At 72.5% G+C, this 15,270-nt stretch carries 10 protein-coding genes and 1 tRNA gene; 6 read left to right on the top strand and 5 right to left on the bottom strand.

Features of this window, described 5'->3' with window-relative positions; translation table 11 throughout:
• Positions 1-65 precede the first annotated feature (65 nt).
• Complete coding sequence (locus ACF1AL_RS23595) at positions 66-1,745, bottom strand: protein kinase (protein ID WP_391827236.1); 1,680 nt, start codon at positions 1,743-1,745, stop codon at positions 66-68.
• A 339-nt stretch (positions 1,746-2,084) separates the two neighbouring features.
• Here ACF1AL_RS23595 and ACF1AL_RS23590 point away from each other — a divergent pair, with 339 nt between their 5' ends.
• A complete protein-coding gene (locus tag ACF1AL_RS23590) occupies positions 2,085-3,764 on the top strand; it encodes a protein kinase (protein WP_386584567.1) in 1,680 nt (559 codons plus the stop codon).
• A gap of 130 nt (positions 3,765-3,894) precedes the next feature.
• On the opposite strand, the gene ACF1AL_RS23585 is transcribed toward ACF1AL_RS23590, so the two are convergent.
• Positions 3,895-4,938: a phosphotransferase gene (locus ACF1AL_RS23585; RefSeq protein WP_384201466.1), complete on the bottom strand. Its 1,044-nt coding sequence runs from the start codon at positions 4,936-4,938 to the stop codon at positions 3,895-3,897.
• A gap of 599 nt (positions 4,939-5,537) precedes the next feature.
• Between ACF1AL_RS23585 and pdhA the strand changes: the two genes are divergently transcribed.
• Genes pdhA through ACF1AL_RS23570 form a run of 3 tightly spaced genes read left to right on the top strand, consistent with a single transcriptional unit; the run spans position 5,538 to position 9,172 of the window.
• Positions 5,538-6,752, top strand: coding sequence for a pyruvate dehydrogenase (acetyl-transferring) E1 component subunit alpha (gene pdhA / locus ACF1AL_RS23580; RefSeq protein ID WP_366835285.1), 1,215 nt, complete (start codon positions 5,538-5,540; stop codon positions 6,750-6,752).
• Between the two features lies 1 nt (position 6,753).
• Complete coding sequence (locus ACF1AL_RS23575) at positions 6,754-7,734, top strand: alpha-ketoacid dehydrogenase subunit beta (protein WP_391827234.1); 981 nt, start codon at positions 6,754-6,756, stop codon at positions 7,732-7,734.
• A gap of 10 nt (positions 7,735-7,744) precedes the next feature.
• Entirely contained in the window at positions 7,745-9,172 is a 1,428-nt protein-coding gene (locus tag ACF1AL_RS23570; RefSeq protein ID WP_391778117.1) for a dihydrolipoamide acetyltransferase family protein, read from the top strand.
• A gap of 161 nt (positions 9,173-9,333) precedes the next feature.
• Here ACF1AL_RS23570 and ACF1AL_RS23565 read toward each other — a convergent pair whose 3' ends face one another.
• The 3 genes from ACF1AL_RS23565 to ACF1AL_RS23555 all read right to left on the bottom strand — a co-directional run bounded on the left by ACF1AL_RS23565 (position 9,334) and on the right by ACF1AL_RS23555 (position 12,787).
• On the bottom strand, positions 9,334-11,664 hold the full coding sequence (locus tag ACF1AL_RS23565) for a hypothetical protein (RefSeq protein WP_391827232.1): 2,331 nt from the start codon (positions 11,662-11,664) through the stop codon (positions 9,334-9,336).
• Between the two features lie 2 nt (positions 11,665-11,666).
• A tRNA-Pro gene (locus ACF1AL_RS23560) sits at positions 11,667-11,738 on the bottom strand.
• Positions 11,739-11,878: 140 nt separating this feature from the next.
• Positions 11,879-12,787, bottom strand: a complete 909-nt coding sequence (locus ACF1AL_RS23555) for a D-alanyl-D-alanine carboxypeptidase family protein (RefSeq protein WP_384201476.1) — start codon at positions 12,785-12,787, stop codon at positions 11,879-11,881.
• Between the two features lie 308 nt (positions 12,788-13,095).
• Between ACF1AL_RS23555 and ACF1AL_RS23550 the strand changes: the two genes are divergently transcribed.
• Positions 13,096-13,758: a GntR family transcriptional regulator gene (locus ACF1AL_RS23550; protein WP_366835290.1), complete on the top strand. Its 663-nt coding sequence runs from the start codon at positions 13,096-13,098 to the stop codon at positions 13,756-13,758.
• Complete coding sequence (locus tag ACF1AL_RS23545) at positions 13,755-15,089, top strand: nitrate/nitrite transporter (RefSeq protein ID WP_391701120.1); 1,335 nt, start codon at positions 13,755-13,757, stop codon at positions 15,087-15,089. Before ACF1AL_RS23550 ends, ACF1AL_RS23545 begins: the two co-directional genes overlap by 4 nt.
• Positions 15,090-15,270: the final 181 nt, after the last annotated feature.

Raw genomic sequence — 15,270 nt, 5'->3', positions numbered from 1 at the left:
GCGGACATCCGCCGGGCCCCTTCGTACGCGTGCGTGCGGTCACGACCGCGTACGCGTGCGTGCCGTCACGACGCCGGGTTGCCCGTCGACACGTTCAGCTGGATCTCGACGTCCTTGGGGTCCATGTCGGTCCCCGGCGCCGGGAACTGCAGCATGACCGTGCCGTCGCCGTAGGTGTTCTCGTCGACCTTCTTGATGTCGATCTTCCAGCCGGCGGCCTGGGCGCAGGCCTTCACCGAGTCGATGTTCTTGTACCGGAAGTCGGGCAGCTGGATCTTGGTCTCGTCCTCGTAGGACTTCTGCGGCTCCGTGCACTCGTCCTTCTCGACCGTGCGCGTGAGATCCGGTCCGCGGTAGCCGGCCGCCTTGGACGCCGACGCCGACGCCGTCGGACTCGTCGTCTCGCCGCCCTTGCCCTGGGGGTCGTCGCCGCCGTTGTTGGCCAGCAGGGCGACGAGGAGGCCGCCGATGGCGAGCAGGGCGACGACGACCGAGCCGATGATCACCGGCTTGTTGTTCCTGCCACCGCCGCCCGAGGGCGTGGTCGCGGTCTGCGGCGAGATGGTGAACGGCGGCGGGGTCGACGCGGCGGGCTGCTGCGCGCCGTACGGCGTCTGGTAGCCGCCCTGCTGCGGGTAGCCGTACGCCGGGGACGGGGCCGGCGCGGGCGTGGACGGCGTGCTGTACGGGTTCGGGGTCGGCGTGGGGGCCGGCTGGTACGGCGTCTGGACGCTGCCCTGCGGGCCCGGCGCGGTCTGGCCGACGGGCGGGAACACGGCGGAGCCGACGCCCGCGCCGCTCGGCGTCGGGGTGCCCGGCACGATGCTCGGCGGGGCGGGCTGGAAGGCGGCGGCCACGCGCAGGCACTCGTCGCGCATGGACTCGGCCGTCGGGAACCGCTCGTTCGGGTTCTTCTTCAGCGCGCGGGCGATCAGCGCGTCCACGGCCGGCGGCAGCGAACGGTTGATCGAGGAGGGGACCGGCGGCTCCTCCTGCACGTGCGCGTACGCGATCGCGAGCGGCGAATCGGCGTCGAACGGCAGCCGCCCGGTGACCAGCTGGAAGAGCATGATGCCGACCGAGTACAGGTCGGAGCGGGCGTCCACGCCGCGGCCGAGGGCCTGCTCGGGCGACAGGTACTGCGGGGTGCCGACGACCATGCCGGTCTGCGTCATGGAGGTGACACCGGACTGCATCGCGCGCGCGATGCCGAAGTCCATCACCTTGACCACGCCGCGCTTGGTCATCATCACGTTGCCCGGCTTGATGTCGCGGTGGACCAGCCCCATCTCGTGGCTGATCTCCAGCGCGGCGAGCACGTCCGCGGTGATCTTCAGCGCCTTGTCGGCGGGCATCGCGCCGTACTGCCGGATGTCGTCGGCGAGCACCGAGCCGAGCGGGCGGCCCTCGACGTACTCCATGACGATGTACGGCATCGGCGCGCCGTCCCCCGCGCCGGTGGCGCCGTCGGACAGCGTGTCCTCGCCGGTGTCGAAGACGGAGACGATGTTGGTGTGCGTGAGCTTCGCCACGGCCTGCGCCTCACGGCGGAAGCGCTCACGGAAGGCCTGCTCGCGGCCGAGTTCGGTGTGCAGCGTCTTGATGGCGACCTGACGGTCCAGCACGGCGTCGTAGGCCAGGTGCACCGAGGCCATGCCGCCCTCGCCGAGCAGATCGCGCAACTGGTACCGGCCATTCGCGAGCGCCCGCCCCGTATAGCGCCCCTGCGCGCCGTCCTGGCTCATCTCGCGTCCCCCACAGCCTCTCCGGCGCCGACGATCGTGGATGTTCGTTGATCCACTGTGCTATTCCCGGCCAAGTCTGCCCGAGGGCACTGACACGTCAAGTTCGGTGCCCGTTCCGTGACCGTACGCGAAAGAAGCGTCGCGGAAGCGTTACAGGGGCCGTACCCCCGGTACACAGAATTTGCACGAGCGGACGGATGCGGGGTTTCATGGCCGGTCCGTCGCGTACCGGTCACGGCGTCCGTCCGGGACCGGCGGCTTGCGCCGAGGCTGTAGCGTGGCCGACGGAGACCGTAACAACACCGCGCGCACCGCGGGCAGAAACGACGGCGAGGACTGATGGCACAGCAGCAGCGCGCTCAGGGCCCGTCCGACCCCGAGGCGACTGGCGGCGGTATGTCAGACGCGCCGGAGAACTGGGGCAACGGCGGGCTTGTCGGCGACGGCCGGTACCGGCTGACCCACCGGCTCGGGCGGGGCGGCATGGCCGAGGTGTTCGCCGCCGAGGACGTACGGCTGGGGCGCACCGTCGCGGTCAAGCTGCTGCGCGCCGACCTGGCCGAGGACCCGGTCTCCAAGGCCCGCTTCACGCGTGAGGCACAGTCGGTGGCCGGCCTCAACCACCACGCCATCGTCGCCGTGTACGACTCCGGCGAGGACTTCGTCGGCGGCCAGAGCGTGCCGTACATCGTCATGGAGCTGGTCGAGGGCCGCACGATCCGCGACCTGCTGCTCAACGCCGAGGCGCCCGGGCCCGAGCAGGCGCTGATCATCGTCTCCGGGGTGCTGGAGGCGCTGGCCTACTCGCACCAGCACGGCATCGTGCACCGCGACATCAAGCCCGCCAACGTCATCATCACGCACAACGGCGCGGTGAAGGTGATGGACTTCGGCATCGCCCGCGCGCTGCACGGCGCGTCGACGACGATGACGCAGACCGGCATGGTGATGGGCACCCCGCAGTACCTCTCCCCGGAGCAGGCGCTCGGCAAGGCCGTCGACCACCGCTCCGACCTGTACGCGGTCGGCTGCCTGCTGTACGAACTCCTCGCGCTGCGGCCCCCGTTCACCGGCGAGACGCCGCTGTCGGTGGTCTACCAGCACGTCCAGGACATCCCCACGCCGCCCTCGGAGGTCTCCGACGGCTGCCCGCCGGAGCTGAACGGCCTGGTGATGCGGTCGCTGGCCAAGGAGCCCGACGACCGCTTCCAGACGGCCGAGGAGATGCGCGGGCTGGTCCAGTACGCGCTGCAGATGCTGTACGACCAGGGCGGCCACACCGGCACCTGGAACACCGGCCCGGTGGACATGCACGACGGCCGGAACACCCCGGCGGGCGGCTTCGCGCACACCACCGTCATGCCGCACCCCGGCGAGCACGGTCCCGGCACCGCGCAGATCCCGCAGCCGATCCTGCCCGCCGGGTACGGCAACGGCGACGACGGCGGCTTCGAGGGCCACGGCAACAAGGGCAGCGGCCGCGGCAAGCTGTGGGTCCTCGCCGTGCTCGCGGTGATCGCGATCGCGGCGGGCGTGGCGCTGGCGCTCAAGGGCACCGACGGCAAGGGCGGCAAGCCGGACACCACGCCGACGCCGAGCGTGTCGCAGTCCTCCTCGCAGGACAGCTCCACCCCGTCGCCGAGCGACGAGTCGACCGACGACAGCTCCGGCGGCTCGACCGACAACAGCACGGGGTCGGGGTCCGGCGGCTGGTACACGCCGTCGCAGCAGCCGTCGTACACGCCGTCGCAGCCGGACACCAGCGGGCCGACGGGTGAGCCGACGGACACGAACACGGACACCTCGAACCCGACGGACGGCGGCACCGACAACGGCGGCACCACCGACGGCAGCACCACCGACGGCGGGACGACCACCGGCGGCACCGGCACGACGAACAGCGGCGGGACGACGAGCGGCAGCGGCACGACCACCGGCAGCAGCGGCACGACGAACAGCGGCGGCACGACGACCGGCAGCGGCACGACCACCGGAACCCTCGCCGGCGCGAACGGCTGAGCCGCGACCCTGCTTGCTCACGCGCGCGTGACGCCCCCTCAAGGGGCCACGCGCGCGTGGTGTTTCCGCCGGGGGCGACGTGCGCGTGGCGTGTCCGCCCGGCCCGCCGGGCCCGCCGCGCCCCGTGCGCTCACAGCGTGAACGCGTCGCACACCGCGTCGTACCGTCGCGTCCACCAGACCACGAGCGCCGACGCCGCCGGGAACTGCGGGTCCGCGCGGTGGTCGTCGCGCTCGTAGTGCCAGCGCAGCATCCAGAAGTCGTTCAGCCGCTCCCACCACACCCGGTGCACCGCGGCGGCCAGCTCCGAGGGCGTGGCCCCGGCGGCGCGCCGGTACGCGCGTGCGTAGGCGCGCACCTTCGGCAGGTCGAGGGTGCCGGCCGGTTGCACGAAGAAGATCACGGCGGCGCGTACGGCCTCCTCCGCGCGGGGCTGCACGCCGAGCCGGTCCCAGTCGACGATCGCGGCGGGCGCCTCGTCCCGGTAGAGCAGGTTGAACGGGTGGAAGTCGCCGTGCACCCAGCCCACCGGCCCGCCGCGGGGCGGGCGCCGGCCGGCGTGCCGTTCCAGCAGGGCGCGGCGCTCCAGCAGGCGGTGGCGGGCCAGCTCGTCGAAGGAGTCGGCGGGGCGGTGGCGGCGCACGCGCGCGAGGAGGTCGTCGATGAGCGCGAAGGTGGCGGTCGGGTCGGCGCTCTCCACGGGGTGGGGGCTCGCGGACGGGCGGGTGCGCCCCTTGGGCGGCATCACACGCTCCAGGCAGGCGTGGACGGCGCCCAGGAGCGCCCCCAGACGGGCGGACTCCGTCCGGGTCAGCTGGCCGCCGTGGCGGTGCCGTCCGTCGATCCAGGGGTGCAGGGCGTAGGCGTGGCCGCCGATCACGGCGACGGTCCGGCCGTCGCGCCCGGCCAGCGGCGGCACGACCGGGACACCGAGGTCGGCCAGGCGCTGGGTGGCGCGGTGCCGGCGCTCGATCGCCGCCGGGTCGGCGGTGTCCGGGTCGGAGTGGTGCTTGAGGAAGTAGCGCCCGCGGGTGGTGCACAGCCGGTAGCCACGGTTCAGCAGGCCCTCGGCGACCGGCTCGCAGGCGAGCACGGAACCGGCGGCGTAGCGGCTCAACAGGGCGCGTAACGGGGGCGCCTGGGGCGCGGGGGGTGGTACACACGGGCGCGGCACGCGGCAGATGCTAGGGCAGGAACCGAGGCCGTGAGCTGGGCGTTGTCACAGACAGTCAGTTCCGGTCGCAGGGTGTACCGGAAATGGTCCGGTGGAGTGAGGGGGGCGGGGCCGAAAGGTGTCACCGCAGCGAAATGGACATAAGGCGACGACGGGACCGGAATAAGTTCCCGATAAACCACCGGGCGCGCGGGGCGCGGGGCGAGGCCCGGGCCGCGGACGGGGAACGCCGGCCCCCGTGGGCTCTTCCCGAGCCCGGGGTGGCCGGGATAACGTGCCCCCTGTTCCGGCCCCCTGCACGGCCGTGACCTGGGACTTCCTCCACCGCCCGGCGAAGTACTCGGATATCCGAACGGAAAATACTTGGAAATCCGAGTAAAAACGCAGGTCAGGAGGGGTTTCACAGAAATGTGGAGCACTGGGTAACGTGATTGCTGCAGGGCGCTCGCCGGGGCACCTGTCACGCCTGTTCCCGGCCGAGTGGCACCCACCCCGTGCCCGGTGGTCGGACCAGGTGAGCCTCCCCCTAGCTCCAACGAGCAGGGGGGACCCCCAGGCCTACCGGCAACCCCGGGGGCCGGACCGACGGAGGAGCACACGTGACCGTGGAGAGCACTGCCCCGCGCAAGCCGCGACGCAGCGCCGCAAGCAAGGCCGGGACCGACGGCAGCAAGACGGCCGGAACCAGCGGTACCAAGCGCACCACCCGTACCCCTCGCGCCGCCAAGAGCACCGAGCCCGAGCTCGTACAGCTGCTGACGCCCGAGGGCAAGCGCGTCAAGAACGCCGAGTACGACGCCTACGTCGCCGGCATCACCCCGGAAGAGCTGCGCGGTCTGTACCGCGACATGGTGCTCACCCGCCGCTTCGACGCCGAGGCCACCTCCCTGCAGCGCCAGGGCGAGCTGGGCCTGTGGGCCTCGCTGCTCGGCCAGGAGGCCGCCCAGATCGGCTCCGGCCGCGCCACCCGCGAGGACGACTACGTCTTCCCGACCTACCGCGAGCACGGCGTCGCCTGGTGCCGCGGCGTCGACCCGACCAACCTGCTGGGCATGTTCCGCGGCGTGAACAACGGCGGCTGGGACCCCAACGGCAACAACTTCCACCTGTACACGATCGTCATCGGCTCCCAGGCGCTGCACGCCACCGGCTACGCCATGGGCATCGCCAAGGACGGCGCGGACAGCGCGGTCATCGCCTACTTCGGCGACGGCGCCTCCAGCCAGGGCGACGTGAACGAGGCGTTCAACTTCGCCGCGGTCTACAACGCCCCCGTGGTGTTCTTCTGCCAGAACAACCAGTGGGCGATCTCCGAGTCCAACGAGAAGCAGACCCGCGTGCCCCTCTACCAGCGCGCCCAGGGCTTCGGCTTCCCGGGCGTGCGCGTCGACGGCAACGACGTGCTGGCCTCCCTCGCCGTCACCCGGTGGGCGCTGGAGCGCGCCCGGCGCGGTGAGGGACCGGCGCTGATCGAGGCGTGGACCTACCGCATGGGCGCCCACACCACCTCCGACGACCCCAGCCGCTACCGCGGCGACGAGGAGCGCCTGGCCTGGGAGGCCAAGGACCCGATCCTGCGCCTCCGCCGCTACCTGGAGGCCGCAAACCACGCGGACGAGGGATTCTTCGCGGAACTCGAGACCGAGTCCGAGGCGTTGGGCAAACGAGTGCGCGAAGCGGTCCGCGCCATGCAGGACCCGGACCACTTCGCCATCTTCGAGAACGTGTACGCGGACGGGCATGCGCTCGTCGACGAGGAGCGCGCCCAGTTCGCCGCCTACCAGGCGTCGTTCACGGACGCTGAGGGGGTCTGACATGGCAGCGGAGAAGATGGCCCTGGCCAAGGCGATCAACGAGTCGCTGCGCCGCGCCCTGGAAGCCGACCCCAAGGTCCTGATCATGGGTGAGGACGTCGGCAAGCTCGGCGGCGTCTTCCGCGTCACCGACGGCCTGCAGAAGGACTTCGGCGAGGACCGTGTCATCGACACCCCGCTCGCCGAGTCGGGCATCGTCGGCACGGCGATCGGCCTCGCCCTGCGCGGCTACCGCCCCGTCGTCGAGATCCAGTTCGACGGCTTCGTCTTCCCGGCCTACGACCAGATCGTCACCCAGCTGGCCAAGATGCACGCCCGCTCGCTGGGCAAGGTCAAGCTCCCGGTCGTCATCCGCATCCCCTACGGCGGCGGCATCGGCGCCGTCGAGCACCACTCCGAGTCCCCCGAGGCGCTCTTCGCGCACGTCGCGGGCCTGAAGGTGGTCTCCCCGTCGAACGCGTCCGACGCGTACTGGATGATGCAGCAGGCCATCCAGAGCGACGACCCGGTGATCTTCTTCGAGCCCAAGCGCCGCTACTGGGACAAGGGCGAGGTCAACCCCGAGGCGATCCCCGGCCCGCTGCACAAGGCGCAGGTGGTCCGCTCCGGCACCGACCTGACCCTCGCCGCGTACGGCCCCATGGTCAAGCTCTGCCAGGAGGTCGCCGACGCGGCCGCCGAGGAGGGCCGCGACCTGGAGGTCCTGGACCTGCGCTCGGTCTCCCCGCTGGACTTCGACTCGATCCAGGCCTCGGTGGAGAAGACCCGCCGTCTCGTCGTGGTCCACGAGGCCCCGGTGTTCTTCGGCTCCGGCGCGGAGATCGCCGCCCGGATCACCGAGCGCTGCTTCTACCACCTGGAGGCGCCCGTACTGCGCGTGGGCGGCTACCACGCGCCGTACCCGCCGGCCCGCCTGGAGGAGGAGTATCTGCCGGACCTGGACCGGGTGCTCGACGCCGTCGACCGTGCCCTGGCGTACTGAGGAGAGGGTCGTGACGACGATGACTGAAGGGTCCGTGCGCGAGTTCAAGATGCCCGACGTGGGCGAGGGACTCACCGAGGCCGAGATCCTCAAGTGGTACGTCCAGCCGGGCGACAAGGTCACCGACGGCCAGGTGGTGTGCGAGGTCGAGACCGCCAAGGCGGCCGTGGAACTGCCCATCCCCTACGACGGTGTGGTGCGCGCGCTGCACTTCCCCGAGGGCACCACGGTGGACGTGGGCACGGCGATCATCGCGGTCGACGTGGCCGGCGGCGCGCCGGCGGCGCAGGAACCGCAGGCGCAGGCCCCGGTGGCCGAGGAGCCGCAGCGGACCGAGGAGCCGCAGCAGGCCGAGCCCGCCGGCTCCGGCCGCCAGCCGGTCCTGGTCGGCTACGGCGTGGCCACCTCCTCCACCAAGCGCCGCCCGCGCAAGACGGCCCCGGCGACGCCGGAACCGGCCGCGGCGGCCGTGCAGGCGGAGCTGAACGGCCACGGGCACGCCGAGGTCGTGGAGGACCGCCCCCGTCCGCTGGCCAAGCCGCCGGTGCGCAAGCTGGCCAAGGACCTGGGCGTCGACCTGGCCGCGGTGGTGCCGACCGGCCCGGACGGCATCATCACCCGCGAGGACGTCCATGCCGCGGCGGCCCCGCAGCAGGTCACCGAGCCGGTGACGGAGCCCGTGACCGAGGCGCCCGCCGCGGCACCGGCCCCGGCCGCCCCGGCGTCGTACGACCTGGCCCGGGAGACCCGCATCCCCGTCAAGGGTGTGCGCAAGGCGACGGCCGCGGCCATGGTCGGCTCGGCGTTCACGGCACCGCACGTCACGGAGTTCGTGACGGTCGACGTGACGCGCACGATGAAGCTGGTCGAGGAGCTGAAGCAGGACAAGGAGTTCGCCGGCCGCCGCGTGAACCCGCTCCTGCTGATCGCCAAGGCGCTCCTGGTCGCCATCCGCCGCAACCCGGACATCAACGCGTCCTGGGACGAGGCGGCCCAGGAGATCGTGGTCAAGCACTACGTCAACCTCGGCATCGCCGCGGCCACCCCGCGCGGCCTGATCGTCCCGAACATCAAGGACGCCCACGCCAAGACGCTGCCCGAGCTGTCCGACGCGCTCTCCGAGCTCGTTGCGACGGCCCGTGAGGGCAAGACGTCCCCGGCGGCCATGCAGGGCGGCACGGTGACGATCACCAACGTCGGCGTCTTCGGCGTCGACACCGGCACGCCGATCCTCAACCCCGGCGAGTCGGCGATCCTCGCGGTCGGCGCGATCAAGCTCCAGCCGTGGGTCCACAAGGGCAAGGTCAAGCCCCGCCAGGTCACCACCCTGGCCCTGAGCTTCGACCACCGCCTGGTCGACGGCGAGCTGGGCTCCAAGGTCCTGGCCGACGTGGCGGCCATCCTGGAACAGCCGAAGCGGCTGCTCACCTGGGCGTGACGGCACCCGACGGGACAGCGACCCGCGGTCACTGTCCCGTCGGCCCCCGCTGCCGGTCCTGACCTGGACAGACGCCGAGACCGTGACCGCCGGGTCACGGTCTCGACGTGCTTCCGCGAGTTTCCGCGAGTTTCCGCGTGCTTCCGCGTGCTCCGCGTGTCTCAGCGGGCCGCGCCGTGGCCGGCCGGCTCCGGCTCCTCGCACAGCCAGTGACCACCCGTGGTCCAGCCCAGCAGACGGCGGCCGTCGCCGTCGTCCGCCGCGCCGCCCTCCGCCACCTGCCGCAGCCCGATGACGGCGGGAGCGAGGCGTCCGCGGACGTGCCAGGGCTGCCGGGCCAGTTCCTCCGTGAGGCGGTCGACGACCCGGCGCTGCTCCCCGGGCGGGCACAACGCCAGGAAGAACACCAGCTGCCGCCAGGCGTAGGCGGCGTCCTTGACGGTGCCGAGCGGACGCGGGTTGCGGTGCACGCGTCCGGTCAGCCGGCACACCGCCGCGAAGCAGCGCAGGGCCTGCTCCGCCCAGCCGTCCCCCGGGTCGATGCCGACGCGGTCGACGAGAGTCGCCAGGTTGTGCGTGGTGAGGATCTGCGCCTGCTCGATCACCGTTCCGTTCGCCGCGACCGAGGAGCGGGCCCGTCCCCCGCCGGGCGCCGACCGGGCGGCACGCTCCCGGCACAGGGCGGCGAACCCGGGCGACGTCCGGGCCCCCTGGGACCGGCGGACCGCGTCGCTGGCCTCGACGACCGCCAGATTGCGCACGGCTGCGTAGTCGATGGCGTAGTACCGCTCGTACAGCGAGCCCCCGCCGAGCAGTTCGGCCGCGATCCGTGCCGCGGTCAGGAACTTCGGGGTGAACGTCCCCATGAAGATGTCCGCGGCGAGTTCCTCCACGAACGGCGCGCCGAGTTCCGCCTGGCGGGCCAGCACGGACAGCTCCCGGACCAGCGGGTTCGGCAGGATGGTGCCCGGGAAGGAGCGCACCGCCAGCCCGCCCAGCTGCCGCAGCGCGGTGGCCGCGACCTCCTCCGCCCCGGCGCCGACCCGATGACCGGCCACGGCACGCACCCACGGCAGCTCCTCCACCCGCACCTGCCGCTGCAGATCGAGCAGCAGCAGGGAGCGGCGGTTGCGGAACGCCCGGTAGTTCGCGGCGGCCAGGGAGCGCAGCACGGGCTCGGGGTGCGCCGCGGCCGTCACGGCGGCGACGAGCTGGGGGACCAGCTCGGCCAGGACCTCCGCCGAGGGGACGACCCCGCGCTCCACGAGCGTGCCCAGGGGCGCGCTGAGCGCCGCCTCCACCGGCCGGCGCACGGCCGCCGGAACGACCGCGCCCTCGGGCACGCCGCTCGCGCGGGCCTCCAGTGCGTCCACCGGCGCGAGGAGCGGCTCCACCTCGCTCACCCCGCCGTCCCGCGGCAGGCCCGCCATCCGCCGCAGCACGACGCGTGCCAGCGCGTGATGCGACGGCAGGGCGGCCTGCGCGCTCTGCTCGCGGCGCAGCGCCGTGTGCGGCGCGGAGCCGGGGAGTCCGCGCCGGCGGACCATCGAGGCGACGGCGTGCCCGAGCAGTCCGAGCCGCCGCGGCGGAAGGTCCCGCCCGGCGACGGTCTCCTCCAGCGCGCCGCGCAGGATGCCCAGGTTCTCCTTGGGCTTGAGGTGCTTGGTGCACAGGGTGTGGCGGTCGGCCAGGTCGCGGTAGCGGCGCAGCAGCGCGGCGGAGCGCCGGTGCCACAGGTCGGCGGGGCCGGGGACGTGGACGTGACCCCGCGCGTCCGTCACCTCCAGCCAGTGCCGCAGGAGTTCGTCACCGAAGGGCTGCCAGACGGCGAGCGCCTCGCGCTGGGTCTCGACGGCCGTGCTGGGGCGCCGGCGCCCCAGCGCCTCCGCGGCGTCCGCGACCGTGGTGCGGTGCACCGCGTCGGGCGGGGGCGCGGGCCGGTCGCACGGCCGCGGGCTGAACCGCAGCCGGTCCGCGAACGGCGCCAGCTCCTCCACCAGGTCCAGCGCCGCGTCCAGCTCCCCCGCCCGGACCAGCCACGCCACGGTGAGCAGCGCGGCCTCCTCCGGGAGGGTGACCTCGTACCGGCCGCTGTCGAGCAGCGCGTGGAGGTGGGCGAGCCCGTCCTCGGTCAGGAAGTGGCGGAACAGCTCCCGGCGTTCCTCGGGCACCCCGGCCCGGCGCGCGGCGGCGACCTCGAAGTCGAGCAGGGGTCCGCCCGCGCTCGGCGCGCCGGTGGCGAAGCCGCCCCGGACCACCTCGGGCGTGACCCAGGCGGGCAGTCCGGCGACGGGCGTACGCGAACCGATCGTCAGCAGGCCGCTCGCCATCCCGTCCAGCACGGCACGCCACCTGCGGCCGCGCTCCTCACCGCGTCGGCGGGCCTGCGGATCCGGGTGGGTGAGGGCCGTACGGAACGCGGCGGCCAACTGGGCGGCGGCGTAACCGGGGTTCGCCTGCACGGGATGCTGCTGCTCAGCGTCGTCGTTCATAGCCGACGTGGCGGGTGCCGCCCCCGCGCCCTCCGGGTCCCGAGCCCGGTGCTCTGCTGCTGAGCTACACGTCGATGGGACGACCGTAGGCAGCGGAAACCGTACACACAAACGGTTTTGTGGCCCCGGCGACGTCAGCCGACGCGCCGGAACAGCGGGACGGGCCCGTCGCCGTGTGGCGACGGGCCCGTCCGGTCCGCGGACCGAGGTGCTGTCAGGCCTTCGAGAAGCCGTAGTTCAGGAGCTTCGTCGCGTCCGACGCGCGCGTGGAGGCGTTCGTCGAGGACAGGACCGTGCCGATGACCGTCTTGCCGCCGCGGGTCGCGGCGAAGACCAGGCAGTAGCCGGCCTCCTTGCCGGAGCCGGTCTTCACGCCGATGGTGCCGCTGTAGCTGCTCAGCAGCGTGTTGGTGTTGGTCCAGGTGCCCATCGTGCGGGTGCTGCCCGTCTTGGTGATCGTCTTGGCCGTGTACGACTTGGTCTTGACGATCGTGCGGAACGTGGCGTTCTTCATCGCGCTGCTCGCGATCTTCGTCAGGTCGCGCGGCGTCGAGTAGTTGCCGCCGTTGCCGATGCCGTCGAAGGAGTCGAAGTGGGTGTTCTTCAGACCGAGGCTCTTGGCGCTGGCGTTCATCTTGCCGATGAAGGACTTCACGCGGGCGTCGCGGGTGGTGCCGGTGCCGAACTTGTCGGCCAGCGCGTACGCGGCGTCGCAGCCCGAGGGCAGCATCAGGCCGTACAGGAGCTGGCGGACGCTGACCTTGTCGCCCACGATCAGGTGGGCCTGCGAGGCGTTCTTGGAGACGACGTAGTCGCTGTACGCCTTCTGGATGGTGACCTTGGCGTCCAGGTTGAGGTTCGGCTGCGAGAGCACGACCTTCGCGGTCATGATCTTCGTCGTGGAGCCGGTGGAACGGCGGGTGTCGGCGTACTTGCCGTACAGGGAGGCGCCGTTGCCGTTGTTCATCACGTAGCCGCCCTTGGCCACGATGGAGGGCGTCGTGACGGCCTGAGCGGGGGCCGCGGTGAGCGCGCCGGTGGTGAGCACGGCGCCGGCGGTGACGGTGACCGCGACGGCACGACGCAGCCGGCTGCCCTTGGTGCCGGAGATGGCGGTAATCAACTGATTTACCCCGATTATGTGTGAATGCCCTTAGGGTGCGGCCCAGTTGAGGGGAAAAGAAGATGGGGCCGCACGTGTCTGACGCGTATGAGGCGCGGATGGTTGTGCGGATGCTGGGGGCAATTTCCGGGGGCGTTGCCCATCCCCGCGTCGCGCAGCGGCGATCCTTGCGCCGTGCTGCGGTGATGCCTGGGCCGTGCTGCGGTGATGCCTGCGTCGTGCTGCGGTGATGCCTGCGCCTTCTCGGGCTGATGTCCGGATGCTGGAACGCGGTCCTTATGCGTACCTGATGTATCTATCCTGTGGACATGCCATCCGCCCCGTCCGCACCCGTGAAGCAACCACCCGCCGCCGACCGCGTCTACAGCCACGTCAAGCAGGGCGTCCTCGACCGCCGCTACGAAGGCGGCACCCTCCTCACCGAGGGTGAGCTGGCCGAGGCCGTCGGTGTCTCCCGCACCCCCGTCCGCGAGGCGCTGCTGCGGCTGGAGGTGGAAGGGCTGATCAGGCTCTACCCGAAGAAGGGCGCCCTCGTCCTGCCGGTCTCCGCGCAGGAGATCGCCGACGTCGTCGAGACCCGGCTGCTGGTCGAGGAGCACGCGGCCCGCAAGGCCGTGCCCGCCCCGCCGGGACTCATCGAACGGCTCGAGGGACTGCTCGCCCGGCAGAAGGCCCAGGCCGCCGCCGGCGACTTCGCCGCCGCCGCGGTCACCGACCGCTGCTTCCACGCCGAGATCGTCCGCAGCGGCGGCAACGAGATCCTCTCGCGCCTCTACGACCAGCTCCGCGACCGGCAGCTGCGGATGGGCGTCGCCGTCATGCACTCCCACCCCGACCGCATCGCCAAGACCCTCGCCGAGCACGAGGAGATCCTCGCTGCGCTGCGCTCCGGGGACGCGGAGGCGGCCGTCGGGATCGTCCACCGGCACGTCGGCTGGTTCTCGAACCTGGCGCGGGGTGAGGTCCGATGAGCGCCTCCTCCTCCCCGTCCTCCTCCCCGTCCTCCTCCTCGGCCGCCCACCTGCCGGGCGACCCGCCGGGCGGGCGGCGCGCGATCGCCGTGTGGTCCATCGGCGTCGCCGTCTACTTCGTCGCCGTCATCTTCCGTACGTCGCTGGGGGTGGCCGGCCTCGACGCCGTCGAGCGCTTCCACGTGGGCGCCTCCGCGCTGTCCACGTTCTCCATCCTCCAGCTGCTGGTCTACGCGGGCATGCAGATACCCGTCGGGCTGCTCGTCGACCGGCTCGGCACCAAGAAGGTGCTCGGGATCGGCGTCGTCCTCTTCACGATCGGGCAGCTCGGATTCGCCTTCCTGCCGTCGTACGGCATGGCGCTCGCCTCACGTGCGCTGCTGGGCTGCGGTGACGCGATGACGTTCATCAGCGTGCTGCGGCTCGGCGGGCGCTGGTTCCCGGCCCGGCGCGGGCCGCTGGTCGCGCAGCTCGCGGGGCTCGTGGGCATGGCCGGCAACCTCGTCTCCACGCTCGTGCTCGCCCGGCTGCTGCACGGCATCGGGTGGACCGCCGCGTTCGGCGGCAGCGCGCTCGCCGGGGTCGTCGTGTTCGTCCTGCTGCTGCTGTTCCTCAAGGACCACCCCGAGGGGCACGAGCCGGAACCGCTGCGGCACCAGGGTGCGGCCTATGTACGGCGGCAGATCGCCGCGTCCTGGCGGGAGCCGGGGACGCGGCTGGGGCTGTGGGTGCACTTCACGACACAGTTCCCGGCGATGGTGTTCCTGCTGCTGTGGGGGCTGCCGTTCCTGGTCGAGGACCAGGGGCTCAGCCGCGCCACGGCCGGGGAGCTGCTGACGCTGGTCGTGCTGTCCAACATGGTCGTCGGGCTGGTCTACGGCCAGATCGTCGCCCGGCACCACGAGGCGCGGCTGCCGCTGGCGCTCGGGACCGTGGGGGCGACGGCGGTGATGTGGGCGGTGACGCTCGCCTACCCGGGGGCGCACGCGCCGATGTGGCTGCTGATCCTGCTGTGCGTGGTGCTGGGGGCGTGCGGGCCGGCGTCCATGATCGGCTTCGACTTCGCGCGGCCCGCGAATCCGCCGGAGCGGCAGGGGACGGCGTCGGGGATCACGAACATGGGTGGCTTTGTGGCCTCCATGACGACGCTGTTCGCGGTGGGGGTGCTGCTGGACGCCACCGGGGACGACTACAGCGTGGCGTTCTCCGCGGTGTTCGTGCTGCAGGCGGTGGGGGTGTCGCAGATCCTGCGGTTGCGGCGGCGGGCGGCTCGGCGGGAGCGGGAGCGGTTGGTGGCGAGCCGGGTGGAGACGGTGCACGTGCCGGCGTGACGGGTCCTGCGGTGCGGGGCCCTGCGGTGCGTGGCGCCTGGCGCCGGGGTGACCGCCGTGGGGTGCGGTGGCCGGCGTTGCTGGGTGCCCCGGGGTTTCGGTGAACGCCGGCGTTTCCGCTGCCCGGCGGTGCGGGGTGCCGCTGCGCCCACCCGTGCCGCCCCAGCGGCACGATTGCCCG

It is taken from the genome of Streptomyces sp. NPDC014801 (assembly GCF_043082085.1).
Taxonomy (GTDB): Bacteria; Actinomycetota; Actinomycetes; order Streptomycetales; family Streptomycetaceae; genus Streptomyces.
Note: the sequence above shows the minus strand (reverse complement) of the source record. Positions and strands in the feature narration are given on the sequence as shown.